We start from the raw sequence: 20,387 nt of genomic DNA, 5'->3' as shown, positions 1-20,387 counted from the left end.
CGCGTCGTCAGGGGTTGCCGACGGGGTGCGCCGTCACGGCGAGCAGGAACGCTTCCATCGCGGCGACGAACGCGAGCGGCGTCTCGTTCATCGGGTAGTGGCCTGCATTGCGCAGCACGTCGACGGTGGCGAGCGGATAACGCCGCAGGTAGGTGCGGGCCATCAGTGTCGCGTCGAACGCCGGATCGTGCTCGCCGATCAGCACTTTCACCGGATGGGTGCCGGCGATCTCGTCGCCGAAATCCGTATCGGCCCACGCGCCGAAGTACGCGCCGAACGCCGGCGGCGAAGAACGGGCTGCCGAATACGCGGCTTTCCACTCGACCCACGCGGCGGGCAGCCGGCCGCCGGTGCTGCGATCGATGATGGTCCGGCGATCGGCGACGTGGTCGGCGGCGCGCTCGAATAGCGCACGTTTCTCCGCGTCGAACGGCAGGCCGCCGCACGGCACGGGCGTGATCGGCACCAGCGCGCGCACGCGCCCGGGCGCGATGACGGCGACTTTCTCGGCCGCCATCGCACCCATCGAATGGCCGACGATGCTGAAGGTCGCGAAATCGAGCGTGTCGGCCAGCGCGAGCGCGTCGGCGGCGATCTCGTCGATCGTGTAGTGGCCCGCTGCGTCGCGCATGCGGCCGTAGCCTCGGTAGTCCATGAATACATAGCTGAAGTGCTTGCGCGACAGCCACGCTTCGACGGGTTCGAACGCGTGGGCGTCGCCGAACCAGCCGGGCAGTACAAGAACAGGGTGGGGGCCGTCCCCCACGCGATGAAACGTATTCGGCATGTCCGCTCCGATGCAGTGGTAATCCGGCCGATCAGGCCGACGGGTCTTGCGGCCGTCAGGTCGCGCAAGGGTGGAGCGGATCGTAGATCGCGCGAAGGAGACCCGCCTTCGATATCGGGTCATTGATGATGGAATTCGGGCCGTGAGAAATACGCTGCTAGATCCCTACGAAAACATTCCCCGGAGCGTGGTGGTGACCGCGAACGACTATGCGGCGGGCACGACGTTTCCGGAACACGCGCACGGGCGCGGGCAATTCGCGTTCGCGTCGCGCGGCACGATCAGCGTGTCGACGCCGCACGGACGCTGGCTGGTGCCGCCGCAGCGCGCGTGCTGGGTGCCGGCCGGCGTGCGGCACGAAATGACGATGACCGGGCCGGTCACGATGCTCAACACGTTCGTGTCCGGCGCCGCCGCGCAGGAGGCGGGCCTGCCCGAACAGTGCGGTGTGTATGGCGTATCGGCGCTGCTGCGGCAACTGATCGACGATGCGATCGACTTGCCGGCCCTGTACGACGTCGACGGGCGCGCGGGCAAGCTGATGGCGCTGCTGGTCGCGGAAATCGCGACGATGCCGCGCCTGTCGCTGCATGCGCCGCTGCCGGCCGACGCACGGCTGGCGAAGGTGTGCCGGCACCTGCTCGCCTCGCCGTCGATCGCGGCCGATCTCGACCAGGTCGCCGCGGACGCGGGCTTGAGCCGCCGCACGTTCACGCGGCAGTTCCGTGCGCAGACGGGCGTGAGTTTTGCCGTATGGCGCCAGCAGGTGTGCATGCTCGCGGCGATCGCGCGCCTGAGCGACGGGCAGCCGGTGACGCGGGTCGCGCTCGATCTCGGGTATGCGAGCGCCAGCGCGTTCACGTCGGCGTTTCGCCGCATTCTGGGTGATACGCCGAGCCGCTATCTGGAGATTCGGCGCTGACCGGAACGAAGTGACGCACGCCACGCCGGTGTGCCGGCCGCCGCCAAAAAATACGCGCCTGCCAACTTCGGTCAGACGCGTTTCAAGGCACTCGGTCAGAAAAAATGCGCGCCCAGCCTGCCGGGCGGTGTCGCGCATGACATGCGTAATTGTTTCCTGTTTCGATTCAATCTCATTGAAGCGTTGCGGATAGCGAAGAATACGCCGCATAACGCGCAAACGATATCGTGTCGGACAGACGACTTGTGTGCTGTCGCAGCATGCGTTTCAATCGCGCGTTCGATGCAGGGGCAGGAGGCCCGTGGCAAGGCCGTCGGCACCCGCGATATGGCACGCTGCACCGCAGCATCGAATGATGACGACGGACCATGAAAAACGCCGCGTGGCGCGATGCCTGTCGGTATCGCGCCACGCGGCGGTGCGGTAGCGGGCGAAGCCGGCGTGAGCCGGCCCGCGCGTCACACGTCGAAGAACACGGTTTCGTCCGGCCCCTGCATGCGGATGTCGAAGCGGTAGACGACCGGGCGCCCCGGCTGCGCATCGCGTTTCGCGATGAGCGTCGCGCGGCGCTCGGCCGGTACGGCGTTCAGCACGGGGTCGGCTGCGTTTGCGGCGGCTTCGTCGTCGAAGTACACGCGCGTGAATGCATGGGTGAGGATCCCGCGCATCATCACGGTCACGTTGATGTGCGGCGCTTCGTCGGCGGCGAGGCGGCCCGGCTTCACCGTCTCGACGACGAAGCGCTGCTGCGCATCGGTGCCGGTGCCGACCCGCGCGAAGCCCGTGAAGCCGGATTTCGCGATGTCGTCGCGCGACGTGGGGTAGCGGCCCGCGCCGTCCACCTGCGTGAACTCGAGCACCGCGTCGCCGACGACGTTGCCGTCACCGTCGAACACCTGGCCGACCAGCAGCACGTGTTCGCCTTCGGCGTGTGCCGCGGCGATCGTCGGCGTGAACAGGCTCTTCAGGTCGTAGTCGTATTGCTGCGGGCACAGGCCGTACGCGAAGTACGGGCCGACCGTCTGCGAAGGGGTTTGCTTCAGCGTCGTCATGGTTCAGCGCTCCATCGGGGTAGCGTCGCGGCCGCGCAGCACGATGTCGAATTCGTAGCCGAGCGCATAGCCTTCTTCGGTGATGTCCATCGAGAAGCGCGAGATCAGGCGATCGCGTGCGGCCTCGGGCGTGCCCTGGAAGATCGGGTCGTACGCGAGCAGCGGGTCGCCGGGGAAGTACATCTGCGTGACGAGACGCGAGCCGAAGTAATCGCCGAACAGCGAGAAGTGGATGTGATTCGGGCGCCACGCGTTCGGATGGTTGCCCCACGGGTATGCGCCGGGCTTGATCGTCAGGAAGCGGTAGCGGCCTTCGTCGTCGGTCAGGCAACGGCCCGCGCCGAGGAAGTTCGGGTCGAGCGGCGCGTCGTGCTGGTCGACCTTGTGCACGTAGCGGCCGGCCGCGTTCGCCTGCCATACCTCGACGAGCGTGTTGCGCACGGGCTTGCCGCCTTCGTCGAGCACGCGGCCCGTGACGACCATGCGCTCGCCGAGCGGCTCGCCGTTCTTCACGGCGTTCTTCGTCAGGTCATGGTCGAGCGCGCCGAGATCTTCGGCGCCGTAGACGGGCGCGTACTGGTCGCGGAGCTTCTCCTTCAGCGGGATCAGCGGGCGCGTCGGGCCGCGCTTCACGGACGAACGGTACTCGGGGTGGATATAGGCCGGATGCGACGGCCAGTCGCGCGGCGTGAGGATCGTGGGGGAATCCATCGGGGCGTCTCCTGATAGGTCTTTCGCGAAGTGGATGGCACGACTGTAGCCAATCCGGAAAGTTATGCAAAATGACCTTTTTTAGCAAATCGCATAACCGTTCGTTATGTTCGATGCGCCAATGAAAATTCCGCCGGACAGGATGCCTGTCCGGCGGAAAAAGCGATCGGGCTTCGCGTCGTCGGTGACGACCCCGTGCACGGCCCTCCAGCCAGCCCGTCGCCGCTTTTTTGTGTTGTCGTTCTTGTTGTTATCCGGTCTCCCTGAGCGCCTGTTATGACGGGCGGCCGGGATCGAACACGATCCCGTCGAATTCGAGTGACAGGGTGCCGCTGCGCAGCAGTGCGGCCGGCGTCGCATCCCGGTCGGCACCGAGCACGTCGCTCACGTAGCGCGCGCAGAACCCGCGCCGCGTCCGCAGGTTGAAGCGGTTGCCGAGCAGGGCGTCGATCCGTTGTTCGGCGATTGCGTGCACCTGGCGCTGCGCATCGGCGGTCGGCGCCGCGACGCGACGGGCCAGCGCGATGCGTCCGCCGTCGGTACGGGCGACGAAGCGCGACAGCGGCGTGAGCTTCGTCCACGCCAACGCGGATTCGGCGATCACGGGCTCGTCGCCCGACGTGTCGACGACGATGCCGAAGCGATTGGCCCACGCACCCGTCGCGCCTGCCGCGTCGCGCGGCGCATTCGCCGGCACGCGGATGAACACGAGATCCCCGACGTGCGCGCTGGCGGCCAGCGTGCGGACCGTGGCGAGCGGCATCGTGCGATCCGTGTCGCGGGCATCGCGCGGGGCGGGGTGATGCGATTCGTAGGCAGCGGTGTCGGTTCGGGGGGGCATGTCGGCTCCGTCGTTCAGTGACAGCACGGAGCGGATTATGCAGACAAGTATCCGAATGTGTTCATCTGCGCGCGCAGGTAGCCTAATATCTGACCTCGAGCATCACTTTTCGATACCAAAATGACCGAAACCGCCCAACTCATCGACATGCTGAAGCGCCAGCTGAAGGCGCAGGGCATGACCTACCGCGACGTCGCACGTGCGCTCGACGTTTCCGAGACCAGCGTGAAGCGGCTGTTCGCCAGCGGCCGCTTCACGCTGGAGCGCGTCGTGGAGATCGCCCAGCTGCTCGGCTATACGCTGGCCGAGCTCGTACAGGAGGCGTCCGCATCGGCACCGAGGCTGCACGTGCTGACCGAGCAGCAGGAGGCGCTGCTCGTGTCCGACGACAAGCTGCTGCTCGTCGCCGTCTGCGCGATCAACTACTGGACGGTGCAGGACATCGTGTCGGCCTATCAGGTGACGAAGGCCGAGTGCGTGAAATACCTGCTGATGCTCGACCGGATGAACGTCGTCGCGCTGTTGCCGGGCGACCGGATTCGCGTGCGCGTCGCGCGCGATTTCGACTGGCTGCCGGGCGGGCCGATCCGCCGTTACTTCCATGCGCACGCGCTCGGCGATTTCCTCGACAGCCGCTTCGACGGCGAAGGCGAGACGATGACGTTCTCGCAGGGGATGCTGACGGAGGCTGCTTCCGCCGAGCTCGAACTGGAATTGCGCCGGCTGCGCAGCAAGGCGGCCGCGCTGCACGCGGAATCGTCGTCGGCACCGCTCGCGCAGAAGCGCGGCACCAGCTTGCTGATCGCGAAGCGGATGTGGGAGCCGGCCGGTTTCCAGGCACTGCGGCGCAACGCGTGACGCGTGACGTCTCGTCGAGCGCTTGGGGCTATCCGGAAAGTTATGCAAAATGGCATTTCATCGTCAATCGCATAACCACCTGTTATGAATAACCGTATCGCGGACGGCCGCGTCAAGTTCCGGCATCTGCAGTGCTTTCTCGCGGTCGCGCAGCTGGGCGGCGTGCAGAAGGCAGCCGAAAGCCTGTCGATCACACAGCCGGCCGTGTCGAAGACGATCGCCGAACTGGAGGCGATCCTCGGCGTGAAGCTGTTCGAGCGCGGCCGGCAGGGCGCGCAGCCGACCCGCGAGGCGCAACTGTTCATGCCGCACGCGAACGCGTGCGTGCTGGCGCTGCGGCAGGGTGTCGGGCTGCTTGCGCGCGAAGGCGGGGCCGCCGCGGCGACGCTGGAAATCGGCATGCTGCCGACCGTCGCGGCATCGCTCGCGCCCGCGTTGATGAAGGCGCTCGCGGAGCGCTGGCCGCGCGTCGTCGTGCGGATCGCGACGGCCGCGAACGCCGATCTGCTCGAGCGCCTGAAGTCCGGCGCGATCGAGTGCGCGATCGGGCGGCTGTCGGAGCCGGAGCGGATGATCGGGCTCGCGTTCGAGCAGTTGTACAACGAGCCGCTCGTTGCCGTCGTGCGCGCCGGGCATCCGCTGCTCTCGAATGCGGCGCCGGCGGCCGAGCTTGCGCGCTATCCGGTCGTGCTGCCGCCGTTCGGCACGCTGATCCGCCAGTCGGCCGAGCAGCTGCTTGGCGCTTGCGGCGTGCCGCCGCTGGATTCGTTCATCGAGGTGCTGTCGGTGTCGGTCGCGCGTGCGCTGGCACTCGAAAACGACGCAGTCTGGTTCGTGCCGCTCTATGCGGCCGAATACGACCTGTCGGCCGGGGCGCTGGCACGCCTGCCGCTGCCGTCGGCGGGCACCGACGAGCCGGTCGGGCTGGTGCTGCGCACCGATGCGCAGCCGTCGCCGGTCGCGCGGACGCTGATCGACGCCGTGCGCGACATCGCGCGGTCGCGGTTCGGCGAGACGCGTGAACGCGGGGCGCCACGCGCGGCGCGCAAGCCGGCTCGTCGCGACGATTGAGCCGGCGGACCGCCCGCCGTTCCCGGCTGCCGGATTGGCCATCCGGTCAGTAGCCGGCTGCGGGGTGCTTGGCATATCGTACCGATTTTGGTACGATTGGTGTCAGGACGATGACGAGACAGCAGATCCAGGTCACGCTCGGCGTGCGGTTCTTCCAGACGGCCCGTGGCAACGAGCCGGTGCGCGAATGGCTGAAGGCGCTCGGGCAAGCGGAGCGAAGGGCGATCGGCGAAGAGATCAAGACCGTTCAACTCGGCTGGCCGCTCGGCATGCCGCTGGTTCGGAAGATGGCGCAGGATCTGTGGGAGATCCGCGTGATGTTGCCGGGGCGGAGCGCCCGCGTGCTGTTTACGGTCGTCGGCGACACGATGGTCCTGCTGCACGGCTTCTTCAAGCAGTCGCGGGCCACGCCGTCGGACGATCTCGATGTCACCGTCGCGCGCCTGAAAGCGCTGATGCGCGCCATCTGAATTCCCCGGTTGCGCCGGAACACGCCGTCTTCGACGGTCAGGCCGCCGGCAACGCCATGCACTGGAGTACCCATGACGACCACGAACAATCCGCATATCGGCAGCGATTTCGATACCTTCCTCGAGGAGGACGGCAATCTCGAGGCGGCCACCGCCACCGCGATCAAGCGCGTGATCGCGTGGCAGATCGGCCAGGAAATGAAGGCGCAGCAGATCACGAAAACCGCGATGGCCGCACGGATGAAAACCAGCCGCGCCGCGCTCAACCGCCTGCTCGACGAAACCGACACGAGCCTCACGCTGGCGACGCTCGCGAGCGCGGCCACCGCGCTCGGCAAACGGCTCAGCTTCGAGCTGGTGCCCGCCTGACGGGCGCGCAGCGTCGGCGGCGGCCGAGGCTGCGCCCCTACGCATGATGCACGCGGCGGCGTGGCCGGCAATCCGGCCAGCGGTTCGGTGATGTCAGCCCGCGCGTCGCCGCAAGCAGGCGCGTGTCGACCCCGCGCGCAGCTGCCGGGTCACTGACGCGGCCCGGCCACCTGCAGATAGAGCAGCGCCCCGCCCGCGAGCAGCAGCGGGCACAGGATGTACCAGCCGGTCGTCAGGAACAGCCCGGCCACCGCGACCAGCGAAATCCATGCGCAACGGTGTGCGATGCCGCCGCGCGGCAGCAGTTTCAGCGCGGCGGCCGCGCCGAGCCCGTACACCATCACGAAGCACCCGGAGGTGACGAGCACGAGCGGCTTCGGCCCGACGTCCGACAGCGTCGTCGCAGCGAGTGCGACCACGGCGAGCAGGGCGATCACGCCGAGGCTGCGACGCGGGACGCCGCCGACCTGGCTGCCCTGCGCGAGCCACGCGGGCAATGCGCCGTCGCGCCCGAGCGCCGCGCCGAGCTTGGCCGCGCCCGCGAAATACGCGTTCATCGTACCGAGCGTGAGCAACAGGGCGGCTGCGGCGGCCAGCACCTGCGCATGGCCGCCGATGCCGCCCGCGATCAGTTCGGCGAGTGGCGCACCCGATCCGCCCGCGGACGGCCCGAGCACCGTCACGCTCGCGGCAGCAACCGACAGATACAGAAACCCGACCACCACGACCGCGATTCCCGCCGAGCGCGGCATGTCGTGCGCGGGCCGGCGGAATTCGGCCGCGAGATGCGTGATCGCTTCCCAGCCGGCGAAACTCCATACGAGCAGCGCGGCAGCCTGGCCGACCGCGAGCCAGCCGTGCGGCGCGAACGGATGCAGGTTCGCGGTGCGTGCATGCGGCGCGGAGGCGAGCACCGCGGCGAGCAGCAGCGTGACGAGCAGTGCCGACAGCACGAGCTGCATGCGGCCCGAAACCGTGACGCCGAATGCATTCGCGGCCGACACGGTCGCGATCAGCGCGGCAGCGGTGACGATGACCGTCGTGTGCCCGCCGCCCGTGACGGCCGCGACGTATGCGCCGCCGAACATGGCGGCGGCCGGTGCGCCGGCCGGTACCGCGAAGTAGAAGCACCATCCGACGATCGCGGCGGCTTTCGGCCCGAATGCGCGCCGCGCGTAGGTCGAGACGCCGCCTGCGTCGGGATAGCGCGCGCCGAGTGCGGCGAAGGTGGCCGCGAGCGGCCCGGACAGCACGACCAACGCCGCCCAGGCAAGTAGCGAGGCCGGCCCCGCCACCTCGGCGGCCAGTGCGGGCAGCGCGATCACGCCGGTGCCGAGCACCGCGCCGATATAGAGCGCGGCGCCCTGGAAAATCGTCAGCGAGCCCGCGTGATGAGCGGCGGGCGATTCGACATGCGAGGGCATGGACGGCAGTCTCCGGAAGTCTTGTTGTGTTCGAGCGCGGGCGCTCGCGCGGAAAATCGTTCGATGCTACCCGAACGACGGCGGCAGCGCGGCCCGGCGATCAGTAGTCCGTGCGGTGTCGTGTGTCAGCCGATGTCAGCAGTGGCGTGCGAGCCGCAGGCGGGCATCCTCGCGCGCGGCGGGCGACAGCTCGGGGGCGTAGTGGAACGCGCCCGAAACCAGCGAGGCGACGGGCACGCCGTCGCGGAACAGCACGCGATTGCCGGCCAGTGCCGGCACCTTGTCGCCGGGCAGCAGCGTGCCGGCAAGATTCAGCGGATCGGCGCCCGTCACGCACACGTACTGTCCGTCACCGGGTTGCCGCCGCATTTCGCGCAGGATCGGAATCGCTTCGGGCAACGCGAACTGTTCGCCCGCGAGCCCGGCGACGAAGCGTCCGCCGCGAATCTCGCCGCGCGCTTCGAGGCGCTGCAGTACCCGCACGAGTTCACGCCAGCTCGGCAGCCAGTCGGCTTCGCGTTCGAGCAGCCGCCAGAACACGACGCCGTAGCGGCGCAGCAGCGTCCAGGCGATGTGTTCGAGCGCGTCGGGGTCGGTCGCGGCCTGGCCGCGTTTCGGTGCGGGCGCATCGGCCGGCGGCGCATGACGTTGCACGAGTGCCCAGCGGCCCGCGTCATCCATCCCGCCGATCAGCGCACCGCCGCGCCGGGTGCGTGGCGCATAGGTCGCGCTGCGCTTGACGGCGGGCTTCAACAGCGCACGCAGGCCCGCGTAGCTGTCCGCATTCACGAGGCCGGCCGACACGAGTTCGCCGAGCGCCTGTTCGAGTTCGACGGGCAGCATGTGCAGGTCGTCGAGCAGCGCATCGAAGAACATCGCGCCATGCGCGGCGAGGGCGTCGCGTACCTGCGTGGCCCGCGCGGACAGCGCCGGTTGCGCATCGGGATCGCGCAGCGCCTGCCAGGCCGAGAGGTGGCGGCGCGGCAGCAGCACGATCGGCGTCGTCTTAACGGGTGTGCCGGCTGCGCGCGCCGGCGCGCCGATGCGTGTCCAAACGAGCTTGCCCGAGCGGCACAGCTCGTCGAGCCCACCCGCCATGTAGTCGGTGAGCCGCGCGGACAGCAGCGCGTCTTCCCAGGCGCTTGCCGCGGCCTCGTAGCCTTCGAGCTGTTCGACCACGGCCGCGAGAGCGTCGCGGCCCGTGCCGCGCGTGTCCGGCGTCAGGTGTTGCCAATGGAACAGGAAGCGCATGAAATCGGCGCGCTCGACCGGCTCGATCTCGCGGCGCAGGCGCTTCACCGTATAGCGATGAATGCGCGCAAGCAGATGGCGTTCGCACCATTCGTCCGTCGTCGCGCCCGGCGTGAACCGGCCGCGCATCACATAGCCTTCGCGCTCCAGCGCCGCGAGTGCCGTCGCGATCGACGCAGGCGGCAGGCCGAGCGGTGCCGCGATCGCGTCGAGTGCAAGCGGCCCGAAGCCGGTGAGCCGCGCGCGGATCACGTCGACGAGTGCGGCGTCCGATTCCCACGGCTGCGCGCACGCGGCCGGCACCTTGAGCGCCGGCACGATGCGTGCGTCGGGATGCAGTGCACGCACGCACACGAGTCGTTCGACCGGCACCCATAGCGCGGCGTCGCCGGGTGTCACGAGTTTCGTCGCACGGCGGTGTTCGGCGAGTTCCGCGAGCCGGTCGAGCCAGCCTTCGTGCTGGCGTGCTTCGCTGTCGGCGATGCACGCGAGCGTGAGCAGCGCGTCGTGCATTTCGTCGGCGTCGCGCACGAGCGGCCAGGCTTCGTCGCGCACGGCAGCGATCGCGTCGGCGTCGAGCGCGCCGAGATCGTCGGTCGATTCGGGATCGCTCCAGCGGCGCGACTGCACGGCCTGCGTGCGGCGTTCCTCGAGCGGTGCATCGTCGAGGAACGCGTAGGGTTTCGCGTTCAGGATCTCGGCCGCGAGCGGCGACGGCGCGGGCAGGTCGCGCGCGACGAGCTCGATCGCGCCGCTTTCGATCCGGCGCAGCAGCGCAAGCCAGCCCTCGGTGTCCATCGCGTCGTGCAGGCAGTCGTCGAGCGTCTGGTCGACGAGCGGGTGATGCGGGATCTCGCGCTCGCCGACGATGTTCTCGAGGCACGCGACCTGATCGGGGAACACGGTCGCGAGCAGGTCGTCGCTCTTCATCCGCTGCAGTTGCGGCGCGGTGCGCTTGCCGCCGGTGAAGCGCGGCAATGCGAGCGCGGTGGTCGCGTTCCAGCGCCAGCGCACGCCGAACATCGGCGCGTCGAGCAGGGCCTGCACCAGCACGTGCTCGGCGCTCGCCGAACGCAGGTAGCGCCACACTTCGTCGAGCGCGAAGCTGTGCGCGAGCGACAGCGACAGGATGATCGCGTCGTCGGTCGCGGCCGCCTGCAGCTCGAAGTTGAAACTGCGGCAGAAGCGCTTGCGCAGCGCGAGCCCCCACGCGCGGTTGATGCGGCTGCCGAACGGCGAATGGATCACAAGCTGCGTGCCGCCCGATTCGTCGAAGAAGCGCTCCATCACGAGCGTGTCCTGCGTCGGCAACGCGCCGAGCGCGGCGCGCGTGCGCGCGAGATAGTCGGCGATCTGGTGCGCGGCGTCGGGCGACAGGTGCAGATCGTCGACGAGCCAGCGCAATGCCGGCGCGAGCCGGCTGTCGGCCGGGCTGGCAGGGGTGGCACGGGAGACGTCGTTTCGTACACTGATCGCGGCTTCGGCTTCGGCTTCGGCTTCGGCTTCGGCTTCGGCTTCGGCTTCGGCTTCGGCTTCGGCTTCGGCTTCGGCTTCGGCTTCAACGCGTCGCGTCGATTTTGCACCGCCTTTGGTCTTGGCTTTGGTCGTCGCCTTTGTTTCAGCCGTCGTCTTCCCGCGGATATCGTCGTCAGTGCGTTCACCGCCTCGGGCGTGCCCTTGCCGCTCGCCGTCGGCGAACAGTCCGTCGAGCCGCGCGCGCAGCCGGCCGACCGCCGCCGACAATTCGTCGCTGCGCCCCGGCGCCTCGCCGAGCCAGAACGGGATGTTCGGCGACTGCCCCTGCGCATCCTCCACCCGCACGCGGCCCGTTTCCACGCGAATGATCCGGTACGACTGGTTGCCCAGCTGGAACACGTCGCCGGCCAGGCTTTCGATCGCGAAATCCTCGTTGACCGTGCCGACCTGGATGCCCTGCGGTTCGAGGAGCACCGCGTAATCGGCCATGTCGGGGATCGTGCCGCCCGACGTCGTGGCGGTCATCATCGCGTTGCGGCGCCCGCGCACGGTGCCGCCGACCACGTCGCGATGCAGGTAGGCGCCGCGCACGCCGCGCCGGCTCGTGAAGCCTTCGGCGAGCATCTTCATCACTTCGTCGAAGCGCTCGCGCGTCAGCCGCGCATACGGCGCCGCGCGCGTGAAGCTCGCGTACAGCGCGTCCTCCTGCCACTCCGCGCACGCCACTTCGGCGACGATCTGCTGCGCGAGCACGTCGAGCGGTGCTTCGGGAATGCGCAGCGTGTCGAGCTCGCCGCGCTGCACGCAATCGAGCAGCGCCGCGCATTCGACGAGCTCGTCGCGCGACAGCGGGAACAGCCGGCCCTTCGGCACGCCGCCGACATGGTGCCCGGAGCGGCCGACGCGCTGCAGGAACGGTGCGATCCCGCGCGGCGAGCCGACCTGGCAGACGAGATCGACGTCGCCGATATCGATGCCGAGTTCAAGTGATGCCGTGGCGACGAGCAGTTTCAGTTCGCCGCGCTTCAGGCGCTGCTCGGCGTCGAAGCGGTGCTCCTTCGCGAGACTGCCGTGATGCGCGGCGATCGCTTCCTTGCCGAGCCGGTCGGCGAGATGGCGCGCCATGCGCTCGGCGGTGCGCCGCGTGTTGACGAACACCAGCGTCGTGCGATGCGCGGCTGCGAGGCCGGCGATGCGGTCGTACACCTGTTCCCACACGTCGGTTGCCATCACGGGTTCGAGCGGCACGTTCGGCAGTTCGAGCGCGAGGTCGCGCTCGCGCGTGTGGCCCGTGTCGATGATCGTGCAGTCGCGCGGCGCGTCAGCCGGGCCGCCGACCAGGAAGCGCGCGACCGCATCGATCGGTTTTTGCGTCGCCGACAGTCCGATACGCGGCAGCGCACGGCCGGCCAGCGCGTCGAGACGTTCGAGCGACAACGCGAGATGGCTGCCGCGCTTCGATGATGCGAGCGCATGGATTTCGTCGACGATGACCGAGCGCACGTCCGACAGCATTCGTCGCCCCGACGTGGACGACAGCAGCACGTACAGCGACTCGGGCGTCGTCACGAGGATGTGCGGCGCGCGCTTGCGCAGCGCGGCGCGTTCGGCTTGCGTCGTGTCGCCGGTGCGCACGGCGGTGCGGATCGCCGGCACCGGCAAGCCGAGTTGCGCGAGCGATTCGGCGATGCCGGCCAGCGGCGCATCGAGGTTCACGTGGATGTCGTTCGACAGCGCCTTCAGCGGCGACACGTACACGACGAGCGTTGCGTCGGGCAGCGTGCCGTCGTGCGCCAGCGCATCGCGCACCAGATCGTCGAGTGCACACAGGAAGGCGGTGAGCGTCTTGCCGGAGCCGGTCGGTGCCGCAACGAGCGTCGATCGGCCGGCCTTGATGTGCGGCCACGCGAGCGCCTGCGCGCCGGTGGGCGCGGTGAACGTGCGCCGGAACCACGCGGCGACGGCCGGGTGGAACACGTCGAGCGCACTGGCGGCAGGGCGGGTAGTGGTGACGTCCATCGGAGCGTTGAAATGGGGTGCAAGCGCGCGGAGGGCGCGGGTGCGAATCGAATCGTCAGTGTGCCAGACGTCGCGCGTGCGCGCCGGGCACGTGTGGCGACGATTCCGCTTCAGATGGGGGCCGTCACCGTACTTTCAACGAACGGAAAGTTGCATGCGCGTCGGCACGCCGATCGCGTGCCGAATTGCGTCGAATTGCAATCAAACGCGATTGAGCCAGCCGAGCCAGTGCTCGAGCAGCGGTGCACGCGAGCACAGCGACTGCGCGAGCCACAGCGTGCCGCCCCAGGCGGCGGCCACGACGATCAGGTCGCAGCGCCCGCTCTTCCACAGGTTGAGCGAGTGACGCCGCCAGATCCACGGCACGCCGAGCGGGTTCGGCCAGTCGGCGAGCAGGTGCATCACGCCGCCGCAGGCGAAGCCGAACAGCGGCGCGGCCCACAGCGGATGCGGATGATGGATGAGCCCGTGCCACCCGAGCGCCAGCAGCGCGATCCAGCCGATGCCCCAGTGCGTGACGGTGCGATGCGTGATCCACAGGCGGCGCTTGCGGCTCCACCATGCGACTTCGAGCCAGTCGGGCGCGGTGCCGCCCGCGACGCCGGCCGCGAACGCGGCGAACAGGCTCGAATGCCACGGGCCGGTCGCGCCGGTTTGTGCGACGAGGACGGCTGCGGCGACACCGGCCGCGAAGCCGGACGCATGATGCGCATTGTGTGATGCCATAGGAAGCGAGACGAAGAAACGTGAAGCGATGCGTGCGCGAAAAATGATGCACCGCGAAAGCGGGGCGCTATCTTCGCAGATCGGCCCATGCAGCGGGAGGGACGTTGGCAGATTTTTTTGCACGTGCCGCGCGGCTTTCCACGCAGTTCGCAACTTTCGGTTTTTTGTGCGTTGCGTGATGACGGGTGCCGCGGACGTACACGGCAGACGCGCACCGTGTGCAATTTCGACCGATCTGCATGCATGTTCAGAAGCCGCGGCATGACCGAGGGCAGATAACAATGCGCTTTCGTTGCACGCCCCGTGTTCGACCCTTTTTGTCCCCCTATACTACGAAACCGGAGATGGCCGTCGGCGCGCCGGCGGCCATGAGCGGAACAGGTGCTTTTCCTGCCTGAAGGAGATCCATATGGGGGACGTGCAATGACTACGCTGAATCGCTTCAAATCATCCGCTGTCGTGCTCGCGACGGTGGCCGGCATCGGCTTCCTGCCGAACGCGCCCGTCTATGCGAAGGGGCCGCAGCCGGCCATCCTGACGAGTTCGGCGGTCGCGGTGGCCGACAAGTACAGCGCGGATGCCGCGGAGCGGATCTTCAAGGAAGGCGGCAACGCGATCGACGCGGCCGTCGCGATCGCGTTCACGCTCGCCGTCACGTATCCGGAAGCCGGCAACATCGGCGGCGGCGGCTTCATGACGATCTACAAGGACGGCAAGCCGTACTTCATCGACTACCGCGAGCGCGCGCCGCTTGCCGCGACGAAGGACATGTATCTCGACAAGGACGGCAACGTCGTCAAGGGCATGAGCCTGTACGGCCCGCGCGCGGTCGGCGTGCCGGGCACGGTCGCGGGCATGTGGGAAGCGCAGAAGCGCTTCGGCAAGCTGAAGTGGAAGCAGGTGCTCGCGCCGGCGATCCACTATGCGCGTGACGGCTTCGTCGTCGACGAGCAGCTCGCACAGCGCGGCGTCGACGCATCGAAGGAGTTCGGCGGCAAGACCAACTTCGACAAGTATTTCTCCGGGCTGAAGGCGGGCGTGAACTTCAAGCAGCCGGATCTCGCCGACGTGCTCACGCGCATCGCGAATGACGGCGCGGAAGGTTTCTACAAGGGCAAGACGGCCGAGCTGATCGCCGCGTCGATGAAGACCGGCGACGGCAACGGGCTGATCACCACCGAGGATCTCGCGCAGTATCGCGCGGTATGGCGCCAGCCGGTGCAGGCGAAGTGGAACGGCTATGACGTGATCACTGCGCCGCCTCCGAGCTCGGGCGGCATCGGCCTCGTGCAGCTGCTGAAGATGAAGGCCGACCTCAAGCAGGACTTCGAGGGCGTGAAGCTCAACTCGCCGCAGTACATCCACCTCGTCGCGGAAATCGAGAAGCGCGTGTTCGCCGATCGTGCGCAGTATCTCGGCGATCCGGATTTCTACAAGGTGCCGATCGCGCAGCTGACCGACGATAAGTACATCGCGAAGCGGGCGGGCGAGGTCAACCCGAAGGAGCCGTCGGATACGAAGAGCGTGCAGCCGGGCCTCGGCACGACGATGCCGGAGAAGGCTGAAACGACGCACTTCTCGGTGGTCGACAAGTGGGGCAACGCGGTGTCGAACACGTACACGATCAACGGCTATTTCGGCTCGGGCGTGATCGCCGACGGCACGGGCATCGTGCTGAACGACGAGATGGACGACTTCTCCGCGAAGCCGGGCGTCGCGAACATGTTCGGCGTGGTCGGCAGCGATGCGAACGCGATCGAACCGAAGAAGCGCCCGCTGTCGTCGATGTCGCCGACGATCATGACCAAGGACGGCAAGGTGTCGCTCGTGATCGGCACGCCGGGCGGCTCGCGCATCTTCACGTCGATCTTCCAGGTGATCAACAACATCTACGACTTCAAGATGCCGTTGAAGGAGGCCGTCGGCGCGATGCGCTTCCATCACCAGCTGCTGCCGCCGAACACGATCTTCTGGGAGCCGTACCACCCGATCGAAGGCGAACTCGCGAAGCAGATCGAGGCGCGTGGCTATACGCTGAAGGGGCAGGATTTCAGCGGCGACATCCAGGTGATCAAGATCGACGGCAAGACGCCGGAGGCGATGGCCGATCCGCGCGGGCGTGGCGTGACGCGGATCATCCACTGACGTGAAGGGGCGCGTGCGCGGGTGCGAAGGCGGCCGCGCACGCCATGTTCCGCAGCCGGGTGTCGTGCAGCCGGCTGCGGAACGCACTCAGCCGGTGGTCCGGATGAATTCGGCGATGCGCGCCGCGATGGCGTCGGGGGCATCCTCGAAGCAGTAATGTCCGACGCCCGCCAGCCGCTCGACGGGCGCGGACGGAAACAGTGCCGTGAAGAGCGGCAGGAAGTGTTCGGCGCCGAGCGTTCGATCGGCGTTTCCCCAGATCGCGAGCGCGGGCTTGTCGCGTATCGCGCGCAGCGCCGCCGCATCGGGTTCCTCGAACCGGTGCGCGCCAGCAGCAAACCCGCGGGCCCATCCGATCGCGCCGACGCAGTCCTCCGGCTGCGCGAACGGCGTACCGTATGCGGCGATCCACGTGTCGTTGATCACCGCGTGATTTTCGAACCCGTTCAGCTTCAGCGTGCTCAGGATATTGAAGCCGAGCTGGCCGAGCACCGTCTCCAGCGTATCGTCCGCCGCCGCGCGTGCGATCCACTGGAACCACGGCGCAGTGCGACCGTTCGCGTTCAGTCGCTCGACCAGATCGGGTTGGCCGAACGGCGTCGGCCCGTTCGCGGACACGATCCGCCGGATGCGGTCCGGATGCCGCGCGGCCAGCCCCATGCCGACCGGGCCGCCGAAGTCGTGCATCACGAGCGTGATGCGATCGAGGCCGCGCGCGAGCACGAAGCGCTCCAGGTTGTCGATATGGTCCTGCAGCCAGTAGCTGCGGTCCTGCGGCGTCGCGCTTTTGCCGAAGCCCATGTGATCGGGGACGACGACGCGGTGCGTCGGACTCAGCGCGGCAATCAGATGGCGGAACAGATAACCCCACGTGGGTTCGCCATGCAGGCAAAGGAGGGTTTCGCCGTCGTGCGGACCCTCGTCCACGTAGTGCATCCGGAAGCCGGATGCGTCGTCGAAATGCGGGGCGAATGGAAAGGTGCCGTTGAACGTGGCATCGGACCGGATCATCGAACGCTCCTTCGGATAGTCGGATAGTTTGGTTTCAAATTGAAACCGAATCCAAGCGTAGGATATCGGGTTGCAAGTTGCAACCAAAAAGATTGCCTCGATAGCCACCGAATGACCGAGCCGTGGGCGCGTGATGACGCATCGGAAAGGAGCAGTGCCGGAATTTGTCGGCTGGAAATAGGAGTTGAAGTGCCAATCTGGCCCGAATCGGCCATTCCATTCGGCGATCGCGAACAGTCGGGCGCCGGGCGATTGATCTTTCGTTCGACGAGTTTTATATTGCAACCATTCATTTCACCGAAAACGATCGCCGTTTCACCCGCATACCGGGAACGGCATCGCCCCATGCAACGATGAACAGACGAACCACGCACGAGGAATCCCCCTGCGGCGTTGCCCGCCCGCTGGACGCGATCGGCGACTGGTGGTCGCTGCTGATCGTCCGCGACGCGTTCGACGGGCTGTGCCGCTTCGGCGAATTCCAGAGGAATCTCGGGCTGGCCAAGAACATCCTGGCCGCGCGTCTGCGCAACCTGGTCGCGCACGGGATCATGGACATCGTGCCGGCCGCGGACGGTGGTGCGCATCACGAATACGTGCTGACCGAGAAAGGGCGCGGCCTGTTTCCGCTGCTCGTCGCGCTGCGGCAGTGGGGCGAGGATTTCTTCTTCGAACCGGACGAGGCACACGTGCTGCTCGTCGACCGGAAGAGCGGTTTGCCGGTCAGGAAACTGGAGCTGCGTTCGCAGGACGGGCGCGTGCTCGGGCCGGAGGACACGGTCGTGTTGCCGCCGCCGGACTGATGGGCGGCGACCAGGCTCGCACCGCGCTCAACTCCGGTCGCTCGCCGCGTTGCTTTCGAGGAAGCTGTCCACCGCGATCAACGACTGTTCGTCGAGCGTACCCAGCACGCTTTTCAGCTTCAGCTGCAGCTTCAGCGCGTCGAGATAGCTGTCGAACAGCTTCTGCCGGATGCCCGAGATTTCACGGCGCAGGTTCAGCGTTTCGTACGTCGTGCTGTAGCCGACCTGATGCGCCTTCATCGACGAATCGTACGCGAGCCGCGCGGCCTGCAGCGACTGCTGCAGCGCGCGGATGCGCTTGCCGACCGATTCGAGCGCGGACAGCGCCTCGCGATGATCGGTGCCCAGTTGCTCCTCGACCTCGCGCAGCCGGTTGCGGTATTGCTCGGTCACGTGTTCGGCTTCCACCTGCCGGTAGTACACGCTGCCGCCGGAGAAGATCGGAATCGTCACCTGCACGCCGACCGCGCTCTGATGGAAGTCGGAGCGATCGGTGAGCCCGCGCAGGTTCGGGTTGAGCCCGCGCGAATACGACGCAAACAGGTCGACGGTCGGCAAGTGCTCGGCGCTGACGCGCTTCGCGGCGAGCCGCGCGACCTGGACGTCGCGATACGCCTGCCGGTACGCGGGGTTGTCCTGCGGCGCGTAGTCGCCCGACGGAATGCGCGGCGACGACCCGCGCATCGCGAGCCGCGGCCAGCGCGAGAAATCGATCGTCGAACCGAGCAGCGTCTCGTAGCGCGCGCGGCGTGCGTCGACGTCGGTTTGCGCGAGGGCTTCGTCGGATTGCGCGAGGCTGCGGCGCGCCTCGATTTCCGCCGTATCGCCGATCGTCTTCATCCCGAGTTGCGCCATGCGTCGCGTATCGCTTTCGAGCCGGGTGAGCGCGTTCACTTCGTCGTCGGCCGACTGCAGTTTCTCGCGCGCGCTCAGCAGGTCGAAGCACGCGTTCGCGACGCGCAGGATCAGGTCCTGCCGCGCCACCTCGAGCTTCTGTTTCGCCGATTCCTCGTACTCGGTCGCGCGCCGCATGTCGTACAGGTAGGGCACGTTGAACAGCGCCTGCGTGACCTGCGCGGAACCGTATGCGGCATTGCTCGATCCGCTGACGTCGATGCCGAACAGGTTCGCGTGCGTCCCGTAGCGTCCCCATTCGAGTTGCGCGGCGGCCTGCGGCAGCATCTGCGCGCGCGCTTCGGGGAATTTCTGGCGGGCCGCGTCGTATTCGCTGCGTGCCTGCAGGTAGCGCGGATCGTGCACGACCGCGTACTGGAACGCGGTGTCGAGGCAGAACGCGTGCGCGTTCGCGGACACGCCGGCTATCGTTACAGCGAACAATGTCATGGTTGCAAGTCGGGGATTCCACCTAGTCGAAAAACTTGATAGGGAATTACCCGCATTCCGCGTTGCCGATCCGCGATTCGCGCGCCTCGTTTCAAACATGGCCGTCTCCGTCTCCTGCCCGTGCCGCAACGCAGTGCGGCGGGATTTAAACGTATTGAAATTGAAATTCAAACAGCGTGAATGCCTGCCAATCGTGGCGCATCGGAAAACACCACTGTAAGAGTGTGTCCTCCATTGAATTCCGATGCGCTCGCATGATAGCCTGATTTCGGCTCGTAATCGCAGTGATTATTAGATTAACAAGTCGCTAGGGATTAAAAGCCGTTTGTCTTTCAATGAAGGTTCTTTGCGTCATCTTTATTTTTTACGAGGAGAGAATGATGAAGGTCATGACGACGGAACAGGTCAGGAATGTGCATGGCGGCGGTGCGATCAGCTCGCTGGGTAGCCTCGCTGTTGACGCCGCGCCGGTGGTGACCGCGCTCGGCCAGTTCCTGCCGAGCCTCGGCAATTACCTGCAGAACCCGAAGACGTTCAATAACACCGGCAAGTAACCGCCGTGCGCGGGGAGGCGCCCCCCGCGCGAAATGCTGCGAAACAGAAGGAAAAGAATCGATCGCCGCAGTGGAAATAAAGCGAATCCGGAATGCATTATTTTCGGTTCGGGCGATTATCAGGAGGCGGGAGTGCCGGATTATCCCCGTAATAAAGTTGACGGCCATTGAGATTGCAATTGGCTGACGGTGGCGGGCATTCCGACAATATAAAGGCCACAACAAATGCGAGACATCACGGAAGAACAGGCCCGCCAGATTCGCGGCGGCGCGTCGCTTTACTCCAATTCGGCCGCCTATACGGTCGATCTCGTCAACCAGTCGATCGGGACCACGCTCCAGGGCCTGATGACCCAGTACCAGACCCGCGCCGTCGAACAGTTCCGGATGTCGCTCGGCTCGTCGCGCTGAGCGGCCCGCCCAGCAGCCGGTAACACCGATCTTCCGTCGCAGCCGGCAGCGTGCCGGCTGCGCCCATGCGTATCGCGCACGACCCGCCACGGGCCCGCTAGCGGCAGGCCCGGGCGGCGCGTCGTCGCGCCCCGGGTGCCCG

Annotated in this window: 18 protein-coding genes; 9 read left to right on the top strand and 9 right to left on the bottom strand. The window is 67.3% G+C overall.

All coding sequences use genetic code 11. The features are described 5' to 3' along the window. Positions 1-7: 7 nt before the first annotated feature. A complete protein-coding gene (locus CFB45_RS24015; protein WP_089427696.1) occupies positions 8-787 on the bottom strand; it encodes an alpha/beta fold hydrolase in 780 nt (259 codons plus the stop codon). Positions 788-929: 142 nt separating this feature from the next. Here CFB45_RS24015 and CFB45_RS24010 point away from each other — a divergent pair, with 142 nt between their 5' ends. After that, a complete protein-coding gene (locus tag CFB45_RS24010; RefSeq protein ID WP_089427695.1) occupies positions 930-1,709 on the top strand; it encodes an AraC family transcriptional regulator in 780 nt (259 codons plus the stop codon). Positions 1,710-2,167: 458 nt separating this feature from the next. Here CFB45_RS24010 and pcaG read toward each other — a convergent pair whose 3' ends face one another. The 3 genes from pcaG to CFB45_RS23995 form a co-directional block, all read right to left on the bottom strand. Beyond that, complete coding sequence (pcaG, locus tag CFB45_RS24005; protein WP_089427694.1) at positions 2,168-2,761, bottom strand: protocatechuate 3,4-dioxygenase subunit alpha; 594 nt, start codon at positions 2,759-2,761, stop codon at positions 2,168-2,170. Between the two features lie 3 nt (positions 2,762-2,764). Next, the gene (pcaH, locus tag CFB45_RS24000; RefSeq protein WP_059683235.1) at positions 2,765-3,472 is read right to left on the bottom strand and encodes a protocatechuate 3,4-dioxygenase subunit beta; all 708 of its coding nucleotides are present in this window, start codon (positions 3,470-3,472) and stop codon (positions 2,765-2,767) included. A gap of 274 nt (positions 3,473-3,746) precedes the next feature. Further along, positions 3,747-4,313 (bottom strand): YiiX/YebB-like N1pC/P60 family cysteine hydrolase, encoded by a 567-nt coding sequence (locus CFB45_RS23995; protein WP_089427693.1) that lies wholly within the window; start codon positions 4,311-4,313, stop codon positions 3,747-3,749. A 120-nt stretch (positions 4,314-4,433) separates the two neighbouring features. Here CFB45_RS23995 and CFB45_RS23990 point away from each other — a divergent pair, with 120 nt between their 5' ends. From CFB45_RS23990 to CFB45_RS23975, 4 genes are all read left to right on the top strand, one after another. Then, entirely contained in the window at positions 4,434-5,171 is a 738-nt protein-coding gene (locus CFB45_RS23990; RefSeq protein ID WP_089427692.1) for a helix-turn-helix domain-containing protein, read from the top strand. A gap of 84 nt (positions 5,172-5,255) precedes the next feature. Next, positions 5,256-6,242: a pca operon transcription factor PcaQ gene (gene pcaQ / locus CFB45_RS23985; RefSeq protein WP_089427691.1), complete on the top strand. Its 987-nt coding sequence runs from the start codon at positions 5,256-5,258 to the stop codon at positions 6,240-6,242. Positions 6,243-6,352: 110 nt separating this feature from the next. Next, positions 6,353-6,712 (top strand): type II toxin-antitoxin system RelE/ParE family toxin, encoded by a 360-nt coding sequence (locus tag CFB45_RS23980; protein ID WP_011355455.1) that lies wholly within the window; start codon positions 6,353-6,355, stop codon positions 6,710-6,712. Between the two features lie 72 nt (positions 6,713-6,784). Then, positions 6,785-7,081, top strand: a complete 297-nt coding sequence (locus CFB45_RS23975) for an XRE family transcriptional regulator (RefSeq protein WP_089427690.1) — start codon at positions 6,785-6,787, stop codon at positions 7,079-7,081. Positions 7,082-7,230: 149 nt separating this feature from the next. Here CFB45_RS23975 and CFB45_RS23970 read toward each other — a convergent pair whose 3' ends face one another. From CFB45_RS23970 to CFB45_RS23960, 3 genes are all read right to left on the bottom strand, one after another. Then, complete coding sequence (locus tag CFB45_RS23970) at positions 7,231-8,505, bottom strand: APC family permease (protein ID WP_089427689.1); 1,275 nt, start codon at positions 8,503-8,505, stop codon at positions 7,231-7,233. 135 nt (positions 8,506-8,640) lie between these two features. Beyond that, entirely contained in the window at positions 8,641-13,251 is a 4,611-nt protein-coding gene (locus CFB45_RS23965) for a DEAD/DEAH box helicase (RefSeq protein ID WP_089427688.1), read from the bottom strand. A gap of 201 nt (positions 13,252-13,452) precedes the next feature. Next, positions 13,453-13,977: a metal-dependent hydrolase gene (locus tag CFB45_RS23960; RefSeq protein WP_089427687.1), complete on the bottom strand. Its 525-nt coding sequence runs from the start codon at positions 13,975-13,977 to the stop codon at positions 13,453-13,455. 423 nt (positions 13,978-14,400) lie between these two features. Between CFB45_RS23960 and ggt the strand changes: the two genes are divergently transcribed. Continuing rightward, the gene (gene ggt / locus CFB45_RS23955; protein ID WP_089427686.1) at positions 14,401-16,122 is read left to right on the top strand and encodes a gamma-glutamyltransferase; all 1,722 of its coding nucleotides are present in this window, start codon (positions 14,401-14,403) and stop codon (positions 16,120-16,122) included. An 87-nt stretch (positions 16,123-16,209) separates the two neighbouring features. Here ggt and CFB45_RS23950 read toward each other — a convergent pair whose 3' ends face one another. Further along, a complete protein-coding gene (locus CFB45_RS23950; protein ID WP_089427685.1) occupies positions 16,210-17,133 on the bottom strand; it encodes an alpha/beta fold hydrolase in 924 nt (307 codons plus the stop codon). 353 nt (positions 17,134-17,486) lie between these two features. Here CFB45_RS23950 and CFB45_RS23945 point away from each other — a divergent pair, with 353 nt between their 5' ends. Further along, positions 17,487-17,936: a winged helix-turn-helix transcriptional regulator gene (locus tag CFB45_RS23945; protein ID WP_089427684.1), complete on the top strand. Its 450-nt coding sequence runs from the start codon at positions 17,487-17,489 to the stop codon at positions 17,934-17,936. A gap of 27 nt (positions 17,937-17,963) precedes the next feature. Here the strand turns inward: CFB45_RS23945 and CFB45_RS23940 are convergent, their stop codons facing one another. Beyond that, positions 17,964-19,379 (bottom strand): TolC family protein, encoded by a 1,416-nt coding sequence (locus tag CFB45_RS23940; protein WP_089429119.1) that lies wholly within the window; start codon positions 19,377-19,379, stop codon positions 17,964-17,966. Positions 19,380-19,660: 281 nt separating this feature from the next. Between CFB45_RS23940 and CFB45_RS39090 the strand changes: the two genes are divergently transcribed. Together CFB45_RS39090 and CFB45_RS23930 are read left to right on the top strand one after the other, a co-directional pair. After that, the gene (locus CFB45_RS39090; RefSeq protein ID WP_006495012.1) at positions 19,661-19,834 is read left to right on the top strand and encodes a hypothetical protein; all 174 of its coding nucleotides are present in this window, start codon (positions 19,661-19,663) and stop codon (positions 19,832-19,834) included. A gap of 225 nt (positions 19,835-20,059) precedes the next feature. Next, positions 20,060-20,245 carry a hypothetical protein gene (locus tag CFB45_RS23930; protein WP_027791386.1) on the top strand — a complete coding sequence of 62 codons (186 nt, stop codon included), beginning with the start codon at positions 20,060-20,062 and terminating at the stop codon, positions 20,243-20,245. Positions 20,246-20,387: the final 142 nt, after the last annotated feature.

Origin of the sequence: Burkholderia sp. HI2500 (assembly GCF_002223055.1) — a bacterium.
GTDB lineage: Bacteria > Pseudomonadota > Gammaproteobacteria > Burkholderiales > Burkholderiaceae > Burkholderia.
Note: the sequence above shows the minus strand (reverse complement) of the source record. Positions and strands in the feature narration are given on the sequence as shown.